Annotated in this window: 19 protein-coding genes and 3 pseudogenes; 7 read left to right on the top strand and 15 right to left on the bottom strand. The window is 49.9% G+C overall.

The annotated features are described in order from the left end of the window. Positions 1-384: 384 nt before the first annotated feature. Positions 385-939: a D-glycero-beta-D-manno-heptose 1,7-bisphosphate 7-phosphatase gene (gmhB, locus tag AYY16_RS09800; RefSeq protein ID WP_067365674.1), complete on the bottom strand. Its 555-nt coding sequence runs from the start codon at positions 937-939 to the stop codon at positions 385-387. 169 nt (positions 940-1,108) lie between these two features. Between gmhB and metN the strand changes: the two genes are divergently transcribed. The 6 genes and pseudogenes from metN to proS all read left to right on the top strand — a co-directional run bounded on the left by metN (position 1,109) and on the right by proS (position 6,788). Continuing rightward, positions 1,109-2,143, top strand: coding sequence for a methionine ABC transporter ATP-binding protein MetN (metN, locus tag AYY16_RS09795; protein ID WP_067365671.1), 1,035 nt, complete (start codon positions 1,109-1,111; stop codon positions 2,141-2,143). Further along, positions 2,136-2,788, top strand: a pseudogene (locus AYY16_RS09790) (methionine ABC transporter permease MetI). Before metN ends, AYY16_RS09790 begins: the two are co-directional and overlap by 8 nt. Positions 2,789-2,846: 58 nt before the next feature. Then, positions 2,847-3,662, top strand: coding sequence for a MetQ/NlpA family lipoprotein (locus AYY16_RS09785; RefSeq protein WP_067365668.1), 816 nt, complete (start codon positions 2,847-2,849; stop codon positions 3,660-3,662). Positions 3,663-4,014: 352 nt separating this feature from the next. Beyond that, a complete protein-coding gene (gene rcsF, locus AYY16_RS09780) occupies positions 4,015-4,245 on the top strand; it encodes an Rcs stress response system protein RcsF (RefSeq protein WP_235846268.1) in 231 nt (76 codons plus the stop codon). Further along, positions 4,238-4,945, top strand: coding sequence for a tRNA (N6-threonylcarbamoyladenosine(37)-N6)-methyltransferase TrmO (gene tsaA / locus AYY16_RS09775; protein ID WP_067365665.1), 708 nt, complete (start codon positions 4,238-4,240; stop codon positions 4,943-4,945). Before rcsF ends, tsaA begins: the two co-directional genes overlap by 8 nt. A gap of 121 nt (positions 4,946-5,066) precedes the next feature. Continuing rightward, positions 5,067-6,788 carry a proline--tRNA ligase gene (gene proS / locus AYY16_RS09770; RefSeq protein WP_067365662.1) on the top strand — a complete coding sequence of 574 codons (1,722 nt, stop codon included), beginning with the start codon at positions 5,067-5,069 and terminating at the stop codon, positions 6,786-6,788. A gap of 73 nt (positions 6,789-6,861) precedes the next feature. On the opposite strand, the gene nlpE is transcribed toward proS, so the two are convergent. Further along, the gene (nlpE, locus tag AYY16_RS09765) at positions 6,862-7,521 is read right to left on the bottom strand and encodes an envelope stress response activation lipoprotein NlpE (protein ID WP_067365659.1); all 660 of its coding nucleotides are present in this window, start codon (positions 7,519-7,521) and stop codon (positions 6,862-6,864) included. Between the two features lie 267 nt (positions 7,522-7,788). Here nlpE and rof point away from each other — a divergent pair, with 267 nt between their 5' ends. Beyond that, positions 7,789-8,055, top strand: coding sequence for a Rho-binding antiterminator (rof, locus tag AYY16_RS09760; RefSeq protein ID WP_067365656.1), 267 nt, complete (start codon positions 7,789-7,791; stop codon positions 8,053-8,055). On the opposite strand, the pseudogene tilS reads toward rof, so the two are convergent. The 13 genes and pseudogenes from tilS to uppS form a co-directional block, all read right to left on the bottom strand. Next, positions 8,033-9,416, bottom strand: a pseudogene (tilS, locus tag AYY16_RS09755) (tRNA lysidine(34) synthetase TilS). The gene rof and the pseudogene tilS sit on opposite strands and share 23 nt — an antisense overlap. A gap of 9 nt (positions 9,417-9,425) precedes the next feature. Then, positions 9,426-10,385 carry an acetyl-CoA carboxylase carboxyl transferase subunit alpha gene (gene accA / locus AYY16_RS09750; protein ID WP_067365653.1) on the bottom strand — a complete coding sequence of 320 codons (960 nt, stop codon included), beginning with the start codon at positions 10,383-10,385 and terminating at the stop codon, positions 9,426-9,428. A gap of 12 nt (positions 10,386-10,397) precedes the next feature. Continuing rightward, the gene (dnaE, locus tag AYY16_RS09745) at positions 10,398-13,877 is read right to left on the bottom strand and encodes a DNA polymerase III subunit alpha (RefSeq protein ID WP_067365650.1); all 3,480 of its coding nucleotides are present in this window, start codon (positions 13,875-13,877) and stop codon (positions 10,398-10,400) included. 10 nt (positions 13,878-13,887) lie between these two features. Next, positions 13,888-14,484: a ribonuclease HII gene (gene rnhB, locus AYY16_RS09740; protein ID WP_067365647.1), complete on the bottom strand. Its 597-nt coding sequence runs from the start codon at positions 14,482-14,484 to the stop codon at positions 13,888-13,890. Next, a complete protein-coding gene (gene lpxB / locus AYY16_RS09735; RefSeq protein WP_067365644.1) occupies positions 14,484-15,638 on the bottom strand; it encodes a lipid-A-disaccharide synthase in 1,155 nt (384 codons plus the stop codon). Before lpxB ends, rnhB begins: the two co-directional genes overlap by 1 nt. 14 nt (positions 15,639-15,652) lie before the next feature. Continuing rightward, positions 15,653-16,444, bottom strand: coding sequence for an acyl-ACP--UDP-N-acetylglucosamine O-acyltransferase (gene lpxA, locus AYY16_RS09730; RefSeq protein ID WP_067365641.1), 792 nt, complete (start codon positions 16,442-16,444; stop codon positions 15,653-15,655). Between the two features lie 3 nt (positions 16,445-16,447). Continuing rightward, positions 16,448-16,899: pseudogene (gene fabZ, locus AYY16_RS09725) on the bottom strand (3-hydroxyacyl-ACP dehydratase FabZ). A 226-nt stretch (positions 16,900-17,125) separates the two neighbouring features. Continuing rightward, on the bottom strand, positions 17,126-18,154 hold the full coding sequence (gene lpxD / locus AYY16_RS09720) for a UDP-3-O-(3-hydroxymyristoyl)glucosamine N-acyltransferase (RefSeq protein ID WP_067365637.1): 1,029 nt from the start codon (positions 18,152-18,154) through the stop codon (positions 17,126-17,128). A gap of 3 nt (positions 18,155-18,157) precedes the next feature. Continuing rightward, positions 18,158-18,658 carry an OmpH family outer membrane protein gene (locus tag AYY16_RS09715; RefSeq protein WP_067365634.1) on the bottom strand — a complete coding sequence of 167 codons (501 nt, stop codon included), beginning with the start codon at positions 18,656-18,658 and terminating at the stop codon, positions 18,158-18,160. A 168-nt stretch (positions 18,659-18,826) separates the two neighbouring features. Beyond that, positions 18,827-21,220 carry an outer membrane protein assembly factor BamA gene (gene bamA, locus AYY16_RS09710; protein WP_067365632.1) on the bottom strand — a complete coding sequence of 798 codons (2,394 nt, stop codon included), beginning with the start codon at positions 21,218-21,220 and terminating at the stop codon, positions 18,827-18,829. A 37-nt stretch (positions 21,221-21,257) separates the two neighbouring features. After that, positions 21,258-22,613, bottom strand: coding sequence for a sigma E protease regulator RseP (gene rseP, locus AYY16_RS09705; protein WP_150385059.1), 1,356 nt, complete (start codon positions 22,611-22,613; stop codon positions 21,258-21,260). Positions 22,614-22,640: 27 nt separating this feature from the next. Beyond that, entirely contained in the window at positions 22,641-23,498 is an 858-nt protein-coding gene (gene cdsA / locus AYY16_RS09700) for a phosphatidate cytidylyltransferase (protein ID WP_067365630.1), read from the bottom strand. After that, positions 23,491-24,204, bottom strand: coding sequence for a polyprenyl diphosphate synthase (uppS, locus tag AYY16_RS09695; RefSeq protein ID WP_067365681.1), 714 nt, complete (start codon positions 24,202-24,204; stop codon positions 23,491-23,493). The genes cdsA and uppS overlap by 8 nt, the downstream gene beginning before the upstream one ends. Positions 24,205-24,257: the final 53 nt, after the last annotated feature.

Below are 24,257 nucleotides of genomic sequence, written 5' to 3'. Positions count from 1 at the left end.
ACTGCTGCTTCTTTCGAAGCTGCTGTTTTGGTCACTCTTCAAGACTTCTCAAAAATAATATTTTGCGATATGTCCTGTGAGTGCCCACACAGATTGTCTGATAAATTGTTAAAGAGCGTTGCAAACACACGCTGCCGTTGCCGGTCTTCTGCGTTGTTGCGAGGCTGCGTATATTACGTTTCCAGCCCCTTCGAGTCAAGCGTTGTTTTTCAACTTTTTCCGCTTTCCTCTACTGTCGGCGCGCTTGTCGGCGTGTTGTTCCGTGTCAGTGAGGGCGCATTATAGGGAGTTTCTGTCTGACCGCAAGGGGTAATTTCAATTTTTTTTCTGTTTGCAGAGAAATTACCCAATCCGGATGTTTTTTTAGATGATTTTGCGATTTTTTTATACAGCTTTAAGCAGTGCCGGTAGATCTGCAATACTATTAATGACTATGTCCGCTGCCGCTTCGGCTTCTTCCGTCAGTGGTTTACCGGTGCGTACCAGAACCGTTTTCCCCACTTTCGCTGCACGACCGGCCTGCATGTCTTCAAATTTATCGCCTACCATATAAGAGTTACTCATATCTATATCAAGCTGCTGCTGTGCATCCAGTAACATGCCCGGCTCAGGTTTGCGGCAATTACATACCTGGCGGTACTCTTCAACGGTGCCTTCAGGATGATGAGGACAATAATAGATACCATCCAAATCAACGCCGCGGTCAGCCAGTGACCAGTCCATCCACTCAGTAAGGTGCATGAATTGATCTTCGGTAAACATACCGCGTGCGATGCCTGACTGGTTTGTGACTATAATTAATGCGTAGCCCATTTGTTTGATGGTCTGCATTGCTTCAATGGCGTTATCAATAAACTGAAAATCATCACTCTCATGGAGATAGCCGGTATCAATATTAATTGTGCCGTCTCTGTCCAGAAATACTGCGGGGATACCCATGGTTACACTCTTATTTCGTCATCAATAATGCGTTTAGTATCGCTTATTTGAGAACGAATGAGAATGCGGCCGGATAACTAAATCCTGTTGACTTGGACGTCCAGACATCTTAACATCCGGAAATCATCTGGTGAAAACCGGTTTCACGTAACAAGGTAATAATAATTACATGATAAAGCTGACAAATATAAATAAGGTTTTTCAGCAGGGTCATCGCGAGATTCAGGCGCTTTCTGATATTAACCTGCACGTCCCGAAAGGGCAGATTTATGGTGTGATTGGGGCATCCGGTGCCGGAAAAAGTACACTTATCCGCTGCGTGAATATGCTGGAACGTCCTACCTCGGGTCAGGTGCTCGTGGGGGAACGTGACCTTACAAAGATGAACGATAAAGAGTTAACCCGAGCCCGCCGCGGGATCGGGATGATTTTTCAGCACTTCAATCTGCTTTCTTCCCGCACCGTGTTCGGTAACATTTCATTACCGCTCGAGCTGGATCGCGTACCTGCCGCAGAGATTGAAAAGCGGGTTGCCACTTTACTGGATCTGGTTGGTTTGTCTGACAAGCGGGATGCCTATGCAGCAAATTTGTCCGGCGGGCAAAAACAGCGTGTTGCCATTGCCCGCGCACTGGCAAATGAGCCGGATGTTTTACTGTGTGATGAAGCCACCAGCGCCCTGGATCCTGCGACAACCCGCTCGATTCTGGCGCTGTTAAAAGATATCAACCGCCGTCTGGGGCTGACCATTCTGCTTATCACTCATGAAATGGATGTGGTCAAACGGATTTGTGATCAGGTTGCGGTTATCAGTGGCGGACAGCTTATTGAGCAAAATAGTGTGAGCGAAGTGTTCTCTCACCCGAAAACGCCTGTCGCGCAAGCCTTTATTGAATCCACCCTGCACCTGGATGTTCCGGAAGATTATCTTGTCCGGTTACAGCCGGAGCCGGCTGAAGGTCTGGGACCGTTACTAAAACTGGAGTTTACCGGGCAATCTGTTGATGCGCCTCTGATTTCCATTGCATCACGCCGGTTTAATATCGATATCAGTATATTGAGTTCGCAGATGGATTACGCAGGTGGTGTGAAGTTTGGTGTCATGCTGGCTGAGCTGGACGGCAACAGTCCGCAGGATGTTCAGGCGGCAATCGCCTTCCTGAAAGAACACCATGTCAAAGCAGAGGTTCTCGGTTATGTCTGAAGGAATGATTTTACTGTTAGTTAAAGGCATATGGGAAACACTGGTGATGACATTTTCATCGGGCTTTCTCGGGTTTCTGATCGGCCTGCCGGTCGGTGTACTGTTATATATCACGCGTTCCGGACAGATTGCAGACAATAAGAGTCTGTATCATACCCTGTCAACACTGGTGAATATTTTCCGGGCCATCCCGTTCATTATTTTACTGGTGTGGATGATCCCGTTTACCCGGATAATCATCGGTACGTCTATCGGGTTAGAAGCGGCGATTGTACCGCTGACAGTCGGTGCGGCGCCGTTTATTGCCCGCATGGTGGAGAATGCATTATTAGAGATCCCGTCAGCTGATTGAAGCTTCCCGTGCAATGGGTGCAACGCCGTTACAAATCGTCAGAAAGATTTTACTGCCGGAAGCGTTACCCGGACTGATTAACGCCGCAACCATTACCCTGATAACACTTGTGGGTTACTCCGCAATGGGGGGGCGCTGTCGGTGCAGGCGGACTGGGACAAATAGGGTATCAGTACGGTTATGTCGGTTATAACGCAGTAGTAATGAATACGGTATTAGCATTATTAGTTGTTTTGGTCTTTATTATTCAGGTATGTGGTGACCGTTTAGTTAAAGCTGTTACACACAAGTAAGCGTCTCTTTGCGCCGCACAAACTGCGGATGCACCTTAAACAGAACGAGGAAAAAATAATGGCTTTTAAATTAAAATCGGTTGTCATTGCAGGTGCTTTGCTGGGGTCATTGGTTCTGGCGGGCTGCGGACAAAATGAAAAAGACCCGAAGAGTATTAAAGTGGGCGTTATTGTCGGGGCTGAACAGCAAGTTGCTGAAGTCGCACAAAAAGTCGCAAAAGATAAGTATGGCCTGAATGTTGAGTTAGTCACATTCAATGATTACGTCATGCCGAATGAAGCGCTCAGCCGCGGGGATATTGACCTTAATGCTTTCCAGCATAAGCCGTATCTTGATCAGCAGATTAAAGATCGCAACTATAAATTAGTGCCGGCGGGCAACACGTTTGTTTATCCGATTGCCGGATATTCAAAAAAAATCAAATCACTGGATGAATTACAGGACGGCGCTCAGGTTGCTCTGCCAAATGATCCGACTAATTTAGGCCGCTCTCTGCTGCTGTTGCAGCAACAGGGATTAATCACACTGAAAGAAGGTACAGGTCTGCTGCCGACCGTGCTGGATGTGGCTGAAAACCCGAAAGGATTGAAACTGATTGAGCTGGAAGCCCCTCAGTTACCACGCTCTCTGGATGATAACAAAATCGACCTGGCCATCATCAACACGACCTACGCCAGCCAAATCAACTTAACACCGGCGAAAGACGGTCTGTTCGTTGAAGATAAAAATTCACCTTACGTAAACATTATTGTCTCACGCGAAGATAATAAAGACAGTGAGAATGTGAAGCAGTTTGTTAAGGCATATCAATCAGATGAAGTGTTTCAGGCTGCTGATAAAGTCTTTAACGGTGGTGCGGTAAAAGGCTGGTAATAAGAATAACCGGCAAGTTCTTCCATCTTGAATTGAAGAATATTACACTAAGGGCGAACAATAGTTCGCCCTTTTTATTTCAATAATGATCATCAAATGCTTGCCATATAAATAATAATACTTATTTTGTTTTAATTACTTGTTTTGTATAGCCAGAGGATCCTATTTCCATGCGTGTGCTTATCGTCAGCCTGCTCACTTTTTTTTATGGTGGGGTGTTCTGTCCGTGAAACACCCCGAGAACCGGAGCAACCCCAATATGCTGACCTGCGACTGAAAAAGCCGGTAAGTAAAAAAAACCAAAACAACATCCTCATCATCCCGGGTCAGGCTCTATACTCAAACGGAAGATCTGCTTGGCAAACCTTTCCGTGACCTGGGCGTTGTTTTAGGTCAGAATTGCCGGGGAGCGGCAAAATCAGTGCCTGCCAGTATTCCGGCTGCCCGTAAACAAATGTTACGTCACGCCGGGAAAATGAAAGCCGATGCCGTGTTACTCCATCAGTGTGAAATAATCACCAGCAAAGATTGTGAACAACTGGCGGTTTGTGAAGGTACTGCGATTAAGGTTGATGATGTCTGAGTTTTCGTTTTCACCCATTGGTTTTATCCGGTCACCCTGGCAGGAGAAATTTGCGATCCCGCGCCAGCCCGGTCTGGTTGAAGACGGAACCGGCGAGCTGCATTTTGTTGCACCTTATAATCACGCCGATTGTGTCCGCGGACTGGAACAGTTCAGCCATGTGTGGATTATCTTTGTTTTTCATGAAATTCCCGCCGACAGTTGGCGCCCGTTAGTCCGTCCCCCGCGCCTGGGCGGCAATGCAAAACTCGGCGTATTCGCCACCCGTTCCACCTACCGTCCTAATCCGGTTGGTATGTCACTGGTCAGACTCAACGAAATTCGTTACGAAGGCGAAACCGCCTACCTGTCACTTGGCAGCCTCGATCTCCTGAACGGCACACCAGTGCTGGATATCAAACCGTATCTGCCTTATGCTGAGTCAGTGCCCGACGCTCAGGCCGGGTTTGCGCAGGAAGAACCGGCCGCTGATATGCCGGTGATATTCAGTTCTGCCGCACAGCACTTCATGACAGCTCAGTCCGCCCGTTATCCTGATTTAGCCCGCTTTATTACTCAGGTACTGGCGCAGGATCCGCGTCCGGCATATAAAAAGCAGCAGACTGATGACAAAATTTATGCTGTTCATCTGCTGGATTTTGATGTCCGCTGGCAGATCCGTAACGGCGTAACAGAAGTCATTAGTCTGGAAAACCGTTAAAAATATTTCCTCCCTCTTTTGGGGCGTGTCAGTCACTGGTAAACTGTCAGGCTTAATCTCACTTCTGCGCAGAATAACTCTGCGATAAGACATGTATTGTCGTTCTAATGGAACCTAAATAATGCGTACTACCCAATATCTGCTCTCTACTCTGAAAGAGACCCCTGCTGACGCCGAAGTGATCAGCCACCAGCTGATGCTGCGCGCCGGGATGATCCGTAAACTTGCTTCAGGTCTGTACAACTGGATGCCGACAGGCGTGCGCGTATTACGCAAAGTTGAAAAGATCGTGCGCGAAGAGATGGAAAATGCCGGTTCCCTGGAAATTTCCATGCCGGTTGTTCAGCCTGCGGATTTATGGCTGGAGAGCGGGCGCTGGGAACAATATGGTCCGGAACTGCTGCGTATTACCGATCGCGGTGATCGTCAGTTCGTTCTGGGGCCGACACACGAAGAAGTGGTCACGGATATCATCCGTAACGAAGTCACCTCTTATAAACAACTGCCACTGAATGTGTTCCAGATCCAGACTAAGTTCCGTGATGAAGTCCGCCCGCGTTTTGGTGTGATGCGCTCGCGTGAATTTATCATGAAAGATGCGTATTCCTTCCATCTGACACAGGATTCACTTCAGGAAACCTATGACCTGATGTATCAGGCGTACAGCAAAATTTTCACCCGCATCGGGCTGGATTTCCGTGCTGTTTTGGCAGACACAGGCTCTATCGGCGGCAGTGCTTCTCACGAATTCCAGGTTCTGGCACAGAGCGGTGAAGATGATGTGATTTTCTCCTCTGAATCAGACTATGCGGCAAATATCGAGCTGGCCGAAGCAGTCTGCAATATCACTGAACGTCCGGCTGCACAGAAAGCAATGGAACTGATTGATACACCGGATGCAAAAACAATTGCAGAACTGGTTGAGCAATTCAGTCTGCCAATCGAAAAAACAGTGAAAACCCTGATTGTCCGCGCCAGCAAAGAAAGTGGTCATAAACTGGTTGCTCTGCTGGTTCGTGGTGACCATGAACTCAATGAAGTTAAAGCAGAAAAACATCCGTTAGTTGCTTCTCCGTTTGAGTTTGCAACAGAAGAAGAGATCCGCGCAGAGCTGAACGCGGGTCCGGGTTCATTAGGACCGGTAAATCTGCCGCTGCCGGTTGTTGCTGACCGCACAGTTGCCATGATGAGTGATTTCGGCGCCGGGGCTAACACCGACGGAAAACATTATTTCGGTATCAACTGGGAGCGCGATGTTGCACTCCCGGATGTGGCTGATATCCGTAATGTTGTTGCCGGTGACCCGAGCCCGGATGGCAAAGGCACGCTGATGATCAAACGCGGAATTGAAGTCGGTCATATCTTCCAGCTCGGTAAAAAATATTCCGAAGCACTGAAAGCGACTGTTCAGAACGAAGCCGGTCATAACGAAGTGGTCTTTATGGGTTGTTACGGCATCGGGGTTACCCGTATTGTTGCGGCGGCGATTGAACAAAACTTTGATGATCGCGGAATAATCTGGCCGGATGCTATCGCACCATTCCAGGTTGCGTTACTGCCGATGAATATGCACAAGTCATACCGCGTGAAAGAAGTTGCGGAAAAACTCTATGCAGACCTGACAGCGCAAGGCATTGAAGTGCTCTTTGATGATCGTAAAGAGCGTCCGGGTGTGATGTTTGCTGATATGGAACTGCTCGGCATACCGCATACCATTGTTATCGGTGATCGCAATCTCGACAGCGGTGTTATCGAATACAAATATCGCCGCAGCGAAGACAAATCACTGATCGCACTGGATGATGCTGTCAGTATTCTGAAAGAAAAAATCATTAACGCCTGATTGTTAAGGTGCTGAATGTCAAAAGGCTGAGCGGATGCTCAGCCTTTTTTGTACCGGTCACACAACGGATGACTTATTTACAGCCGCGTGATTTATCTAAAACAGATTTACCGGTCTGGATAAGCGCCTGATCAAACTGACCATCTTCCATGGATGGGCGGATACTGTAATACCCTTCCGCTTCCATATAAACCGGTGTACCGCCTTCCACGCCCAGTTTACTGTAACCGCGCTCTAACCCAAGATTATCTGCCACCGCATAAACAACGCCGGTTTCACAATCTTTAAAGGTTGCGGCATCGGCAAGATAACGGTATTCCCCTTTCAACGGCACAGGTTTTACCATTCTCAGGGTATAGTTCAGATCAGATTCGATCGGATTTCCTTCGGTATCCAGCATCACCAGGGATTTATCCTGTGGATCGTAATAAGATCGCTGCCCCGTGGTATCGGTGAAACGGAATTTGTCTCCGTCTTTCGCCCAGGTACCGGTTTCAAAAAACGTTTTGTTCCCGTCACGGGTTTCCAGATAGGTCCGCTGCATCACATAAGTGCCATCAGTTTCCAGCAGCACAGTCACACCCATTCCGCTGCAATCGGCGCACGGAACAACACCCGAATAGGCGCGATCAAGTACGTGTACTTCTGCTGTCGGTGTTACTGATACTGTAGAACTACAGGCGGTTATGCTGAAAATACCCACCGCCAGCAAGAATTTTGTCAGATTTTTCATATTTATCCTCCTGAACATCAAGTGAGTTAATGTTAACAAATTGATTGTCAGTTTTTGTATATTCCCGATTTTTCAGACTATTACGCATTTCTTTTTCAGCTTATCAGCGATTTGAAAGAAAACAGTGATAAACAATACGTTTGCTCATAATAAAATATAATCATTAATAGCCAATATGCTAACTATGATATAATCTGCCGGAAGCGATGAGGCTATTTGAATAACCATCAGCGGATGATACCGCGATCAGAAGTATGGTGAGGGAATATGTCTACAGAAAATGAGTATCAACCAATTAATTGCGATGATTATGATAACCTCGAACTGGCCTGCCAGAACCATATGGTACTGGAAGTGACCTTACAGGGAGGGGATGTTCTGACAGGAAAAGCAACCGATCTGGTACTCAGAAAAAAAGTGGAGTACCTCGTTGTCAGTATTGACAACGAATTGCGCGAGCTTCGTCTGGACGCGATTATCAGTTACAATCATCCCGACCTGGGAACAGTGGTTATTGATCACTCACCGTCCTGAATCTATCCACAACCCCGCCAGCGGGGTTGTCTTTTGTCCGCACGACATATAATTTTTCCTCATTCGCTTCCCCTTCCCGCGTCACAAATATTCCGGGTGCTGCAATCAATGTGTCGTTATACCAGAGCAGCGGTGTGCGATCGCGCAACCAGGGGGCAATTTGCAGCTCTTGCCACAGTTTTTTCGCTGATCGTCTGCGATCACGCCCCGAAATATGATGATTTCCCTGCAAGCCGAAACGAACAGTAACCTGTTCATCTGCTTTTGGCGGACGCACGACTGAAAACAGATCCGCAGGATCAGGCGTCTCTGTTACGCATAAATATCCGGTATCATCCGGTAATGTCAACACAGACGCCATATTCCATTGCAGGCAATTCCCTGATAACCCTGTCGTTTTATCAACAGCAAACAGTTTCCCCTGATAGCGGCAAATAGTCCGGGGCTTCACAACGTACCGCGGTTCCGCATCCGGTTTTGCCAGTGCCACTTCCTGCCAGATAAGCGCGAGCTGATGCTGTGACGGCATCAGAGCCCCACATTGATCCAGCCAGCGGCGTAATATTGCATTTCGTTTTACCGCAGACATTGCCGGCAGCGGACTGACAGATAATCCGTGGTTACTGTCTGTCAGCTGAGCCAGTTCAGGTAAGAGCAGTTCATCAAGCAGCGCTTCCTGCTCCGCACAAAGTGAGGCACTGCGGGAAACGGCATGAGCAAAGTGTGGCCAGCGGGTATTGAGATGCGGCAGAACAGAATGGCGGAGAAAATTGCGGTCATAGCGAACATCGCCGTTGCTGTCATCCTCAACCCAGGTCAGGTGATTGATTTCAGCATAATGCTCAAGCTGTACACGACTGAAAGAGAGTAACGGGCGGATAAGTGAATGCCCGCCGAAGTTCATATTTTCTGCCATTGCAGAAAGACCGGCAGGACCGCTGCCGCGCTTTAATGCCAGAAAAAAAAGTCTCGCTCTGGTCATCAAGATGCTGTGCGGTGACCAGCGCTTCATCCGGGGTAATTATATCGCGGAAGGCCTGATAACGCGCCTCACGGGCTGCCGCTTCAATTCCTTTCTGACTGGGATCAACCTGTACCGGACACATAAGAAAAGGAACAGAACGTTCCTCACAAAATGCACGGCAATGCGCAGCCCAGCTATCCGCCAGCGGATTTAATCCGTGGTGAATATACACCGCTCGCAGCCGGAGATCCGGCCGCTCCGTTATCTGCCACCGGCGCAGAGCATGCAGCAGGACAGTCGAATCCAGCCCGCCGCTCAGACCCGCCAGCAATGCCCGCTGTGTGCTGAACACACGGCGGAACGTGGCAAAAAGCTGATCGTCAAAGGCTGTATTCACAACAAATTATCAGCAGTAACCGTAGCTCATCAGGCGCTCATAGCGACGATTTGCCAGAGATTCACTGTCCAGTTTATCAAGATCAGCTAAATCCGCCAGGATCTGCGCTTTCAGTGACGCGGCTACCGCATCATAGTTCCGGTGCGCGCCGCCCAGCGGCTCAGGGATCACGCTGTCGATCAGTTTCAGCTCTTTCAGACGCGGTGCGGTAATGCCCATTGCTTCTGCGGCAATCGGTGCTTTATCGGCACTTTTCCACAAAATAGAAGCACAGCCTTCCGGCGAAATAACAGAATAGGTGCTGTATTGCAGCATGTTTACTTTATCACCAACCGCAATCGCCAGCGCACCACCAGAGCCACCCTCGCCCACAACAGTACAGATAGTCGGGACTTTCAGGCGGGACATTTCACGCAGGTTACGGGCAATCGCTTCTGACTGACCACGCTCTTCCGCACCCACACCAGGATATGCGCCCGGTGTATCAATAAAGGTGATAATCGGCAGCTTAAAGCGCTCAGCCAATTCCATCAGACGCAGTGCTTTGCGGTAGCCTTCCGGTGCCGGCATACCAAAGTTGCGGCGGATTTTTTCTTTGGTTTCGCGTCCTTTCTGGTGCCCGATAATCATGACCGGACGACCTTCAAGACGGGCGATTCCGCCGACAATGGCTTTATCATCCGCATACGCGCGATCGCCTGCTAACTCCTGAAAATCGGTAAAGATTAGTCTGACATAATCCAGGGTATACGGACGACGCGGATGGCGTGCCAGTTGTGCAATCTGCCATGCGCCCAAGTCTGCAAAAATTTTACGCGTCAGTTCCAGACTCTTAGCCCGTAAGCGTTCAACTTCTTCATCCAGGTTAATATCGAGTGATTCATCCTGGCGGCTAACCGCGGTCAGCGAATCAATTTTCGCCTCTAACTCGGCAATCGGCTGTTCAAAATCCAGAAAATTAAGACTCATAATGTTCCTATTTTAGTCAAATTCTAATTCTACCTGCTCATTACCCAGCAGAGTTCGCAGATCAGTCAGAAGGGTATCGGTTGGTGTTACCCGCCATGTTGCGCCGAATCGCATCCGCGCTCTGGCATCTTCCTTCTGATAATAAAGATGAACCGGTATTGTCCCGGAACGGTGCGGTTCAAGCGCACCGCGCAACCGGTGCAGCAGTTGTTCGTCAATTTGCCCGTCCGTGAGCGAGATAGCAAGCCCCCGCGCATATTTTTCGCGCGCTTCGCTGATATCCAGCAGTTCCCTGACCACCATTTTAAGCCCGCCGCTGAAATCATCAAAGCTGACCTGTCCGGAGGCAATCAGAATGCGATCTTGTTCAAGCAGGTGCTGGTAGCGTTCCAGTGCATCAGAAAATAACATAATATCCAGCCGGCCGGAACGATCATCCAGTGTACACACGCCGATCCGGTTACCCCGTTTCGTGGTGATCACTTTTGACGCCAGCACCAGCCCGACGACTGTTGTCATTTGTCCGCGCGGTGTCGGATTCACATCTTTCAGCCGCAGACCATTAGTATAGCGTTCAATCTCTTTAAGGTAGCGGTTTATCGGATGCCCGGTCAGATAAAGACCCAGCGTTTCCCGCTCACCTTCCAGAATGATTTCTTCCTGCCATTTCGGGACATTGGCATAAGAGCGTTCCACCTGCTCCGGCGCTTCGGCTAATACCCCGAACATGTCCGCCTGACCAATCGCTTCCGCTTTGGCATGCTGATCCGCCGCTTTCAGCGCATCTTCCAGCGCTGACATCAGTGCTGCGCGATGCGGTCCCAGCCGGTCAAATGCCCCGGACATAATGAGTTTTTCCATCATGCGCCGGTTCAGTTTTTTGGTTTCCGTGCGGGCGCATAAATCAAAGATATCTTTGAAGTGTCCCTCTTCGCGGGCTTCCAGAATGGCTTCTATAGGCCCTTCACCAACACCTTTAATCGCCCCGATACCATAAACTATCTCACCTTCATCATTCACATGGAAGTGATACAGTCCGCTGTTGATATCCGGCGGTAATACTTTCAGTCCCATCCGCCAGCATTCATCCACCAGCCCGACGACTTTTTCCGTGTTATCCATATCAGCAGTCATTACCGCTGCCATAAATTCCGCCGGATAGTGCGCCTTGAGCCACAGAGTCTGGTAAGACACCAGTGCATAGGCAGCGGAGTGAGATTTGTTAAATCCGTACCCGGCGAATTTTTCCACCAGGTCAAAGATTTTCATCGACAGCTCAGCATCAACGCCATTTTTTATCGCGCCGTCCCGGAATACCGAGCGCTGCTTCGCCATCTCTTCCGGCTTTTTCTTACCCATTGCACGGCGCAGCATATCCGCGCCGCCCAGAGTATAGCCCGCCAGCACCTGCGCAATCTGCATCACCTGCTCCTGATAGAGGATGATGCCGTAGGTTGGTTCAAGCACGGGTTGCAGAGATTCATGCTGCCATTCCACGTCCGGATACGAAATCGCTTCCCGTCCGTGTTTGCGGTCGATAAAGTTATCTACCATGCCCGATTGCAGCGGCCCCGGGCGGAACAATGCCACCAGGGCTATCATATCTTCAAAGCTGTCCGGACGCAGGCGTTTGATCAGATCTTTCATCCCGCGGGATTCAAGCTGGAAAACAGCCGTTGTCTCCGAACGTTGCAGCATGTCAAAACTTTTCTGGTCATGCAGCGGGATCGTCGTAATATCAATCAGCGGCTTACCGTTCTTCAGGTTGCGCGGGTTAATCATTCCCAGCGCCCAGTCGATAATAGTCAGAGTCCGCAGCCCGAGGAAGTCAAACTTCACCAGACCGGCGTATTCCACATCATTTTTATCAAACTGCGTAACCGGGTTTCCCCCTTCCGCATCACAATAAAGCGGGGCGAAATCGGTAATTTTTGTCGGAGCAATAACCACACCACCGGCGTGTTTACCGGCGTTACGCGTGACACCTTCAAGTATCCGCGCCATATCAATCAGCGATCTGACTTCCTCATCGGCTTCATACACTTCACCAAGCTGAGGTTCTGCGGCAAACGCTTTTTCCAGTGTCATACCCGGATCCGGCGGTACCAGTTTTGAAATGCGATCAACAAAGCCGTACGGATGACCCAGCACACGGCCGACATCACGGATAACCGCTTTTGCCGCCATCGTACCAAAGGTAATAATCTGCGAAACCGCATCCCGCCCGTACATGTCGGCGACATGATCAATAACCATGTCGCGTTTTTCCATACAGAAGTCGACGTCAAAGTCAGGCATGGAAACACGTTCCGGGTTCAGGAACCGCTCAAACAGAAGATCAAACTCCAGCGGATCCAGATCGGTAATTTTCAGGGCGTACGCCACCAGCGAACCGGCACCGGAACCACGACCGGGACCGACCGGAACATCATTATCTTTTGACCACTGGATAAACTCCATCACGATCAGGAAGTAACCGGGGAACCCCATCTGGTTAATAACTTTCAGTTCAATTTCCAGACGCTCGTCATACTCCGGACGCCGCTTTACGCGTTCATCCGGATCAGGGAACAAGGACGCCAGACGCTCTTCCAGACCTTCCAGTGAGCATTTGACCAGGAAATCTTCCGTGCTCATATCCCCGGTCGGGAATTGCGGCAGGAAATACTCGCCGAGACGGATGGTGACGTTACAACGCTTAGCAATCTCAACGCTGTTTTGCAGGGCTTCCGGGATGTCTGCGAATAACTCGCACATCTCTTCTTCACTGCGCAGGTATTGCTGAGGGCTGTAGTTTTTCGGGCGTTTCGGATCGACTAATGTAAAGCCGTCATGGATAGCCACGCGGATCTCATGAGCATCAAAATCGTCACTCTTAATGAAGCGGACATCGTTTGTCGCCACGACCGGCAGCGATTTTGCTGTCGCAAGTTCAACGGCAGCGTGCAGATAACTCTCTTCATCCGGACGTCCTGTGCGGATAAGTTCCAGATAATAACTGTCAGGGAAATGTGTCTGCCAGAATTCCAATGCCTGCTCTGCCAGCACATTATTGCCGCGCAGCAGGAATTTACCCACATCGCCCATACGACCACCGGAGAGAATGAGCAATCCCTCTTTGTGATTGACCAGCAATTCACGCAGAATAGTCGGCCCCTGTGCGCCATACCCTTTCTGATACGCTTCAGAGATAAGTAATGTCAGATTCTGATAGCCGATATTATTACGGGCAAGAATAGTTAATGACGCAAGTTCATCACCGAGCAGCTCACTTTCCATCAGGAAATCAGCCCCGACAATCGGTTTGACGCCCGCACCATGGGCGCTGCCATAGAATTTCACCAGCCCGCACAGGTTGGTGAAGTCAGTGATAGCCAACGCCGGCATATTCATGGACGCGACTTTTTTGACCAACGCACCGGTTTTTGCCAGTCCGTCAATCATGGAATAATCACTGTGGATATTCAGGTGAACAAAACGCGGATCCGCCATTACACAATCCTCACTTACTTACCCCGGTCAGCACACGGCGAACCGGCGCAAAACTGGTGCGGTGATGCTCTGTCGCGCCATATTTTTCCAGCATGGCAAAGTGCAGTGCGGTCGGGTATCCCTTGTGTTTTGCAAAACCATACTGCGGATACAGTTTGTCCAGCTCTGCCATTTCGCGGTCACGCGTCACTTTTGCCAGTATTGATGCAGCACTGATTTCCGGAACTAATCCGTCACCTTTAATCACTGCCAGTGCCGGGACACCAAAGTCCGGAGCTTTATTGCCATCGACCAGCACAAATCCCGGGTGGATAGCCAACCCGGCAACTGCGCGCTGCATGGCAACAAATGTCGCCTGCAAAATATTGATCTGATCAATTTCTGCCGCTTCTGCGCGACCCAGGCTCCAGTACAGTGCTTTTTCCTGAATCTCAATAAACAAACGCTCACGTTTTTTTTCACTGAGCTTTTTAGAATCCATTAATCCGTCAATCGGATTTGCCGGATCGAGGATCACGGCAGCGGTAACCACGGCGCCGACTAACGGCCCGCGTCCGACTTCATCCACACCGGCAATGAATGTGGCTTTCGGATAAATAAAATCCATTATTGACTCGCTATATCTAATACGGCCTGTGCAGCCTGATTGTCTGCATCCAGACGGATTTTCTGATGTAATTCCAGGAATGTCTCTCTGAGTCCGTCTACCGCGTCACCGCCCTGTAACAAGGGCAGCAGGGCTGCAGCCAGCAGATCACTGCGGCACTCGTCCTGTAACAGCTCCGGCACAATTTCCCGCCCGGCTAACAGGTTCGGCAGTGATACATAGGGCGTTTTCACCAGACGCTTCGCCAGCCAGAAAGTAAAGGGTTTCATACGGTAGCCCACGACCATCGGGCATTTTGCCAGCATGCATTCCAGCGCAGCCGTTCCGGATGCAAGCAAAGCGGCATCCGATGCGATCATGGCATCGCGGGCACGACCATCCAGCAGATGAACAGTAAGATCAGGTGCAACCTCCTGTTTTATCGCTTCAAATTCTGCGCGGCGCTTTGCATTTACCAACGGAACCACAATCTGTAAATCCGGCAGTGTTTCACGCAACTGCTGTGCTGTTTTCAGGAAATCACTGCTGAGCATAGAGACTTCAGCGTGACGGCTTCCCGGCAACATCGCCAGACAAGGCGCGGTGAGAGAGAGTCCCAGCGCATCACGGGCAGCCGTTTTATCGGGTTGCAGTGGCAGAGAGTCCGCCATGGTGTGACCGATAAAGCGGCACGGCACGTTGTATTTATCATAAAACGCTTTTTCAAACGGCAAAAACGCCAGCACCAGGTTGGTTGATTTGCCGATTTTAAAGACCCGTTTCTGCCGCCACGCCCAGACGGACGGACTGACATAATGGATTGTTTTAATGTCTGATGATTTTAAACGGCCTTCCAGCGTGATATTGAAATCAGGCGCATCAATGCCGACAAACACATCCGGCTTCAGTGCGCGGAAACGCCGGGTAAGGTCACGGCGGACAGAAAGCAGCCGTGGCAGACGCCCCAGTACTTCCACAATCCCCATGACTGCCAGCTCTTCCATTTCATACCAGGTTTCGCAGCCTTCGGCCTGCATCAGCGGGCCGGCAACGCCGACAAAACGGACATCCGGACATTTTTCTCTGAGTGCGCGCATTAAACCTGCGCCAAGAATGTCACCGGAGGTTTCTCCGGCAACTATACCTATCGTGAGCGGACGAGGTGATACCGACATGGCAGCCCCCGAAATTACGGACGGATGATGCCGCGTTCTGCGGAATCCAGGAAATCAGCGAAGGTTTTAACGTGAACGTTTTCTTTCGCCAGTTCAGCCAACTGCTCTTTGGCTTCTGCCAGCGTCAGATTGTTGCGGTACAGTACTTTATAGGCATTCTGTAACGCACTGATATCTTCTTTGGTAAAACCACGACGTTTCAGACCTATAGCATTCAGGCCATACGCAGTAACATGATTTCCCTGTGCAATCAGGAACGGCGGGACATCCTGCGCCACACCTGAACAACCGCCGATCATCGCATGGGCACCAATACGGCAGAACTGATGAACCGCTGATAAACCGCCGAGAATGACATAGTCATCCAGCGTAACGTGTCCTGCCAGCGTACCGTTGTTGGCAATGATGCAGTGGTTGCCGACAACACAGTCGTGAGCAACGTGCGCATTGATCATCAGCAGGTTATCGTTACCGATGCGGGTAACACCCGTATCCTGCGCCGTACCCCGGTGAATAGTGACACTTTCACGGATGCGGTTACGATCACCAATCTCAACACGGGTCGGCTCACCGTTGTATTTCAGATCCTGGTTTACTTCACCAATGGAGGCAAACTGGAAGATCTGGTTATCGCGGCCAATTTTAGTGTGGCCATTGATAACAACGTGGGATTTGATATCAGTCCCTTCGCCGATTTCAACATCTGCCCCGATACAGCAAAAAGGACCGATGCGAACGTTAGCACCAATAACAGCACCATCTTCAATGATTGAAGAAGGATGGATCGCGGCGGTTTTATCAATCATTTATCAGCCCTCACGGCGGCGTGCGCACATCATCGTGGCTTCGCAGGCAACTTCTCCGTCAACTTTCGCGACACCCGTAAAACGGGCGACTCCGCGTCGTTCTTTCAGGAAAGTCACTTCAAGGATCATTTGATCTCCCGGCAGTACCGGGCGCTTGAAGCGGCAATCATCAATCGCTGCAAAATAATAAAGCTCGCCGGGTTCTAATTTACCGAGCTTTTAAATGCCAGAATACCTGTGGCCTGAGCCATAGCTTCCAGAATCAGGACGCCCGGAAAAATCGGTTTACCCGGGAAATGCCCCTGGAAGAACGGCTCATTAAACGATACGTTTTTAACCGCACGTAAAAAACGACCTTCTTCAAAATTCAGCACGCGATCCACTAATAAAAATGGGTAACGGTGCGGAAGGAGCTCTAAAATTTCATCAATATTGAGAGTATGGTTATCACTCATCAGAATACTCTTCCTGTCTCTTTGTCATATTTATTATGAATAACACGGCCTGCTATACCCTTATTCATTCAAACCGCAGGTTCGTTGGCAGCACTCAGCCCGCCGGGTCACATAGTTTACCTATGCTCCCCGGCGGTCTGAGCTTGCCGCCTTCCTGCATCCTGAATGACGTTGGCTATATACCCGTAATATGGTCAGCAGGCCGCAAAAATCGCTGAATACGCGGTTACTTTTCGTCGTTATCCATCTGCCGTTCAACCGCCTTGAGGCGCTTGTTGATTTCGTTGATATTCATTACCAACGCAGCAGTTTTACGCCAGGTTTTATTTGGCTGTAACGGAATACCGGAGGAGTACACACCCGGCTCAGTGATAGGACGCATGACCATTCCCATGCCTGTCACAACGACGCGATCGCAAATTTCCATATGACCATTAATGACGCTTGCCCCGCCAATCATACAGTTACGACCGATTTTCAGACTCCCCGCCATAATCACACCACCGGCAACTGCCGTGTTATCACCGATTATAACGTTATGCGCAATCTGGCACTGGTTATCAATGATAACACCATTACCGATCACTGTATTTTCTAATGCACCCCGGTCAATCGTGGTACAGGAGCCGATTTCAACCCGGTCGCCGATAATAACGGAACCAAGCTGAGGAATTTTAACCCACTGACCGCGATCATTTGCATAGCCAAATCCGTCCGCACCAATAACGGTATTCGAATGAACAAGACAGGCTTCGCCGATCACAATCTCATGGTAAACAGTGACATTCGCCCAGATACGGGTTTTGGCACCAATTTGTGTATTTTTGCCGACAAACGAACCGGCACCGATAATGACATCATCACCCAGCACAACGCCGGATTCAATCACTGCATTTGCACCAACGCAGACATTGCTCCCGAGGGATGCTGACGGGTCAATCACCGCAGAAGGATGGATATTCACCGCCGGAGCCGGCGTGGTGTCCATGATCTGAGCCATGTATGCATACGCCAGGTACGGGTCTTTGACAACCAGTGCAGCGACCTGACAAAACGGTAAATCACCTTCACGCAATACTACCGCGCCAGCCTGACAACCGGTCAGTTTTTCACGGTAACGGGCATCAGACAGGAAAGTAATTTGCCCGCTGTTTGCTGAATGCATGGGTGCGATACCGGTGATGGCAATATCGCCATCACCGTGTAACGTTGCATTCAACTGCTGAGCGAGGTCAGCTAATCGAATGGAAGACATTAATTATTTAACCTGTTTCAGAACATCAGCAGTGATATCAATACCGGATACAGAATACGCTACTGCATTTGCATCGATAACAACGTCATATCCGCCTTTGGCTGCAACAGATTTCACTGCATCTTCAACACGTTTCATGACTTTGCCGCGCTCTTCCATCTGACGCTTCTGGAAATCCTGGTCAAATGTCTGGGCTTTTTTAGCGAAATCAGCACGTTTGGTGTCGAACTCACCAGCCAGTTTCTGACGCTCACTGTCTTTCATAGTGGCGCCGTCTTTCTGCAGTTTCTGAGCACGGGTTTGCAGATCTTTTTCTAAGCTCTGCAGATCAGTACCACGGCTTTTGAATTCACTTTCCAGCTGTTTAGCTGCCGCTTCACGGCCCGGCATCTTCTGAACAACTTCACCGATATTCACAACCGCGATTTTATCAGCAGCCTGAGCAGCACCGGCAGACATCGCTAACACCATTCCCACGCTGGCAGCAGTTAATAACTTTTTCACAATAAAACCCCTTAAACCCATTCATTGGTTGGATATTAAACCCAATGGTAAAGATTCTCTTTGCACACTGAGCGGACTGGCTATTACGCATGACAATTACGCCTATACCCTTATTCATTCAGACTGCAGGTTCGTTGCCTGCATTCCGAATGACATCGGGTATCGTAATTACCAGGTCTTACCGATATTAAACTGGAACTGTTCGGTACGGTCACCCTCGTAGTCTTTGATTGGTCTTGCATAAGAGAAGACCAACGGCCCGAGCGGAGAAATCCACTGAAGCGCGACACCGGAGGAGACACGAATATTTCCTGCTTTGCTGTAATCCGGAATACCAAGTTTTTGCATTTCTGCCGTATTATCCCAGTTGGTATCCCACACTGTACCAGCATCCACAAACAGAGATGTCCGGACAGAGTTTGTGTATTTCTCGTCGATAAACGGTGTTGGCGTAATCAGCTCAAGGCTGGCCACTGCCATTGCGTTACCGCCGATAGCATCACGCGACGGACTGTCTGATTTCGGTGTACCGCTACTATCCAGATAAATCGCTTTCGGACCAATAGTATTGGAGCGGAAGCCACGAACAGTACCGGAACCCCCTGCATAGAAGTTCTCATAGAACGGCAGTTCTTTGCCGCCGAGTCCGTCACCAAAGCCTAAACGACCACGTCCCATCACAACCCAACTGTTATTATCATCAATCGGATAATAACCGGTGGTATCGGCGATCAGCTTGTAGTATTCGTTATCAGAGCCCGGCACTGTCACTTTCGCACTGACGGTGGATTTCACCCCGGACGTCGGGAAGAACCCGCGGTCAAGGTTGTTGTACACCCATGCAGTGGTAAGGGTGAAGTCATCCGCACGGAATTCTTCACGACCTTCAAAGCCCGGAGTCTCACCCATTGATTCCAGGTAGCGCCACATAGCAACCTGTGGCTCCATACGGGACAGGGTATTATGCACGTAGCCCAGACCTAAACGGAATGAGTTGTTTTCGTTGACAGGGAAGCCGAGTGTTCCGTCCACACCATAGGTTTTATTGGTATAGCCGGACAGGTCTGCATCATCAGCACGGAAGTCGTTATAGAAAATACGACCACCCAGGCTCACACCATCCACCGTGAAGTACGGGTCTGTCAGTGACAGTTCCGCGTAAGTGGAGTAGTCATTTTTGCTGGCGTTAGCTGCAACCTGATAACCCGTACCTAACCAGTTATCCTGAGTCACACCGACCTGGAAGCTGACGCCGCTTTCTGTCCCGAAGCCCACACCAAAGTTCAGGGAACCGGTGTTTCGCTCTTTGACTTTATAGACAACATCAACCTGATCCGGCACGCCCGGTACACGCTGAGTTTCCACTTCGACGGTTTCAAAGAAACCGGTACGGTTCAGGCGCTCTTTCCCGGTTTCCACCAGGTCATTACCTAACCACGCACCTTCCATCTGACGCATTTCACGGCGCAGAACGGAGTCTTTACTCACGTCATTACCGGCAAAACGGATCTGGCGGACATAGAAACGGTTACCGGCATCTACATTGACATGCAGTGTAACGGTTTTATCTGCTTCATTAATTTCCGGCTGAGTCATGACGCGCGGATAAGCATAGCCATAACGGCCAAGCATATTTTTGACATCATTCTCCATCTTGGTGACTTGCGTACCATTATAGAGTGAGCCCGGCTCAATCATGGTCAGTTCGGTGATTTCAGCAGAATGTCCGGCTGTTTCACCGGCAACCTGAACGCCGGCAATCTGATACTGCTCGCCTTCGGTCACGTTAACCGTGATATAAATGCCTTTTTTATCCGGTGTCAGACTGACCTGAGTCGAATCAATATTAAATTTGGCGTAACCGCGATCCAGATAAAAGCTGCGTAACGTTTCAAGGTCACCAGCCAGTTTTTGTTTCTGGTACTTCTGGTCAGCCGCCAGGTTCCACCACGGTACATCATCACGCAGCTGGAAACGGTTCACCAGTTCTGCGGTAGTAAACGTGTCGTTACCCACGATATTGATTTGCTGAATAGTGGCAGAAACCCCTTCAGCGAAAACAAATTTAACATCAATACGGTTACGCGGAAGCGGTGTTACAACGGCTTTAACTGTCGCATTGTATTTACCGACACTGTGATAGAAATCTTCCAGCCCCTTTTCAATGTTTGCCAACATCGTCCGGTCAAGCGCTTCACCAACACGGATGTTGGAGGCTTCCAGATTCTGTTTGAGCATGTCATCCTTCACGGATTTATTGCCCGAGAAAGTAATATTTGCAATGGTCGGACGTTCTTTTACCTGAACCAGCAATGCATTACCATCACGCAGGACGCGGACATCTTCAAAGTTACCTGTCGCGAAGAGTGCGCGAATGGTACGACCGATATCTTCGTCACTGGCCGTGTCTCCGACACGAACAGGCATGTTCAGTAATGCAGCACCAACGGCGACGCGCTGAAGACCTTCAAACTGAATGTCCTGAACCACGAATCCGTCTGAACCGTATGCAGTGAAGCTGCCAAGCAGCAGCGACGCTATGAGCAACTTTTTCATCGCCATCGTTGTTATGCGTTTTCCTTACCGGTCCCCTGCTTCTTCAGAAGCGGGAGAAATCATTAAAAAGTGCAAGCCCCATCAACAATATCAGTGCAATTACACCAATACGATAACTGAAGTCTTGTACACGCTCGGACACCGGCCCGCCTTTTATCTTCTCGATAAGCAGGAATAACAGGTGTCCACCATCTAAAACGGGCAGCGGGAACAGGTTAATGATCCCTAAATTGACGCTAATCAGCGCCAGAAACATCAGATAATACACTAAGCCGGAATCGGCGGAAATACCGGCGCCTTTCGCAATTGATACCGGGCCGCTCAAATTATTGAGTTTCACATCACCGGTAATCAGTTTGCCGGTCATTTTCACCGTCAGCTGCATTAACTGCCAGGTCTTCCCGGTTGCCTCCGCAATCGCTTCTACCGGCCCGTACTGGTGCTCGGTAATATATTGCGGATCCAACGGAATGACATTTAATTCGACACCGGCAAAACCAATTTGTTTACTGCCTGTGCCACTTTTTACATCCGGTGTCAGCGGCACAATAATATGCTCACCACCACGCTCAATCAGTAAATCGAGCGTTTTACCGGGGTTATTACGCACAAATAATGTAAACGGTTGCCACGTAGTAACCGGCTCACCGCTCACTTTAACTATCCTGTCCCCCGCTTGTAAACCTGCTTTTTCAGCCGGTGCTCCGGGCGTCAGTGCTTTAATCAGATTTTCTGCCTTTGCTGATACCGGCATAATACCCAGCGCCAGGATAGGGTCTTGTTTTTCAGGATCAAATTTCCAGCGGGTGAGATCCAGGCGTTTTTCAGCCGGAGCAGAACCCGGCTCCGGGGTCACATTCAAAACAGTGAAATCATCACCGATTTTACTGACCATCGCCATACGCACACTATTCCAGTCAGGCGTTTCGATACCATCAACGGAATTTAGTTCCATTCCGGGTAAAATATTTGCCTGTTCTGCAACCGAACCGGGCCGGATATCAGCCACAACCGGGCGGATTGCCGGAACACCAATCATGAACACAATCCAGTAAGCCACAATGGCTAACAGGAAATTAGCAATGGGTCCCGCGCTGACAACGGCGGCCCGTTGCCCGATCGTTTTATTATTAAACGCCATATGCCGCAGCTCCGGTGCAACCGGTGCCACGCGTTCATCCAGCATTTTGACATAACCACCCAGCGGAATTAATGCGAGAACAAACTCAGTACCCTGTTTGTCTGTCCGCCGCCAGAGTGCTTTGCCGAAACCGACAGAAAACCGCTCGACGAAAATGCCGCAGCGCCGCGCCACCCAAAAGTGCCCGAATTCATGTACGGTAACTAAGATCCCCAGCGCAACAATGAATGCCGCTAAGTTCCAAATAAAAGTCATCATGCGCCTTTTGTCTGCACCGGCTTGTTATTAAAAGCCGGAGAATACTAACAAAATCAGACCGGCAAATACCGGTACTGCTGCCGTCAGGCTGTCTATGCGATCCATCACACCGCCGTGTCCGGGAATAAGCTGACTGCTGTCTTTCACGCCGGACTGGCGCTTAAACATGCTCTCTGTCAGGTCGCCGAATACGGAGATCAGAACCACAATGACAGAGACCGGGATCAGATGCTCCGGTAAATTTTGTAACGGCGAATAGTGGCTGAATAACCAGGACACCAGCCCGGCGGTAATCAATCCGCCCGCAAGACCTTCCAGGGTTTTACCCGGAGAAACACGGGGTGCCATTTTGTGTTTACCCGTCAGGCGTCCGAATGCATACGCACCGGAATCGGCCGCCCAGACCAGCAACATGACATACAACAGCCACCAGGATCCCTGATAGATATCACCCCCCGCATAACCCTGCGTGCGCAATACCATCATTCCGCTGTAAAACGGCACGATTGTCACGACGCCGAAGAGCAGACGGATAACCACTGAATTCTTCCACAATGCTGCTGATTTCGGGAAAGTGACCACTAACAGCACAGCACAAACCCACCAAACCAGCGCCACCCACAGGCTGCCTGTTACGGCAGAATCTGCCGTCAGATAATTCATATTCAGCGTCAGCTGCCACGCAGTCAGACCGGCGGCAAACACAAGCCCGGTCACAATCCGTTGTCCCGTACCAAATAAACCAGCGAATTGCGCCCACTCCCAGCCACCCAGACCACACACGGCAATCACGACAAAACCAAAGGCTGCCGGCGGTAACATAAACAGCGCCAGAATGACCAGCGGAATTAAAATAATGGCAGTAATAAGGCGGTATTTAAGCAACGTATCCTCCCGGTGTTTGCTCAGAATGTTCGTCCGGCGTGGTTCCGCCGAAGCGACGCTCACGCTGAGTAAAGGCCGTCACAGCATCACCAAACGCTGTTTCATTAAAATCCGGCCACAGAACCTCAGTAAAATAAAACTCCGCGTACGCCACCTGCCAAAGCAGGAAGTTACTGATACGATGCTCGCCACCGGTCCGGATAACTAAATCGATAGCAGGCTGTTCATGGAGAGAAATATAACGGTTGATGTCCAGCTCGCTGACATCTTCAAGTGCCAGTTCACCGCGCTGAACTTCTGCGATGACCTGCTTCATACTGTTGGCAATATCCCAGCGCCCGCCATAATTGGCGGCAATATTAAGTTGTAATCCGGTATTGCCGGCAGTCAGAACCTGCCCGCGGCGGATCCGTTCCTGCAAACGCGGACTGAAGCGGCTGACATCACCAATAACGGACAGTCTGACATTGTGTTTATGCAGACTTTTTACTTCATTATCCAGCGCAAAGACAAACAATTCCATCAGTGAATGGACTTCCTGTTCGGGACGGTTCCAGTTTTCACTGCTGAAAGCATAAAGTGTCAGCGATTTTATCTGATGTTTGATTGCAAAACTGACAGAGCTGCGGACTGATTTGATCCCTGCGCGGTGGCCGGAAACACGCAGTTTTCCGCGTTTTTTTGCCCAGCGGCCGTTGCCGTCCATAATAATGGCGACATGCTGTGGTCCCGGCTTATCTGAGGCATTTTCACTGGATA

Origin of the sequence: Morganella psychrotolerans, assembly GCF_001676155.1 — a bacterium.
GTDB lineage: Bacteria > Pseudomonadota > Gammaproteobacteria > Enterobacterales > Enterobacteriaceae > Morganella > Morganella psychrotolerans.
This window is presented reverse-complemented; position numbering and strand designations above follow the sequence as displayed.

What these genes read in the sequence shown, in the direction of transcription:
- lpxD (WP_067365637.1), bottom strand. Translation starts at nt 18,154, where the DNA reads ATGTCTTCCATTCGATTAGCTGACCTCGCTCAGCAGTTGAATGCAACG.
- rof (WP_067365656.1), top strand. Translation starts at nt 7,789, where the DNA reads ATGTCTACAGAAAATGAGTATCAACCAATTAATTGCGATGATTATGAT.
- proS (WP_067365662.1), top strand. Translation starts at nt 5,067, where the DNA reads ATGCGTACTACCCAATATCTGCTCTCTACTCTGAAAGAGACCCCTGCT.
- AYY16_RS09785 (WP_067365668.1), top strand. Translation starts at nt 2,847, where the DNA reads ATGGCTTTTAAATTAAAATCGGTTGTCATTGCAGGTGCTTTGCTGGGG.
- rnhB (WP_067365647.1), bottom strand. Translation starts at nt 14,484, where the DNA reads ATGGATTTTATTTATCCGAAAGCCACATTCATTGCCGGTGTGGATGAA.
- lpxA (WP_067365641.1), bottom strand. Translation starts at nt 16,444, where the DNA reads ATGATTGATAAAACCGCCGCGATCCATCCTTCTTCAATCATTGAAGAT.
- rseP (WP_150385059.1), bottom strand. Translation starts at nt 22,613, where the DNA reads ATGATGACTTTTATTTGGAACTTAGCGGCATTCATTGTTGCGCTGGGG.
- tsaA (WP_067365665.1), top strand. Translation starts at nt 4,238, where the DNA reads ATGTCTGAGTTTTCGTTTTCACCCATTGGTTTTATCCGGTCACCCTGG.
- lpxB (WP_067365644.1), bottom strand. Translation starts at nt 15,638, where the DNA reads ATGTCGGTATCACCTCGTCCGCTCACGATAGGTATAGTTGCCGGAGAA.
- dnaE (WP_067365650.1), bottom strand. Translation starts at nt 13,877, where the DNA reads ATGGCGGATCCGCGTTTTGTTCACCTGAATATCCACAGTGATTATTCC.
- accA (WP_067365653.1), bottom strand. Translation starts at nt 10,385, where the DNA reads ATGAGTCTTAATTTTCTGGATTTTGAACAGCCGATTGCCGAGTTAGAG.
- bamA (WP_067365632.1), bottom strand. Translation starts at nt 21,220, where the DNA reads ATGGCGATGAAAAAGTTGCTCATAGCGTCGCTGCTGCTTGGCAGCTTC.
- metN (WP_067365671.1), top strand. Translation starts at nt 1,109, where the DNA reads ATGATAAAGCTGACAAATATAAATAAGGTTTTTCAGCAGGGTCATCGC.
- nlpE (WP_067365659.1), bottom strand. Translation starts at nt 7,521, where the DNA reads ATGAAAAATCTGACAAAATTCTTGCTGGCGGTGGGTATTTTCAGCATA.
- uppS (WP_067365681.1), bottom strand. Translation starts at nt 24,204, where the DNA reads ATGGACGGCAACGGCCGCTGGGCAAAAAAACGCGGAAAACTGCGTGTT.
- gmhB (WP_067365674.1), bottom strand. Translation starts at nt 939, where the DNA reads ATGGGTATCCCCGCAGTATTTCTGGACAGAGACGGCACAATTAATATT.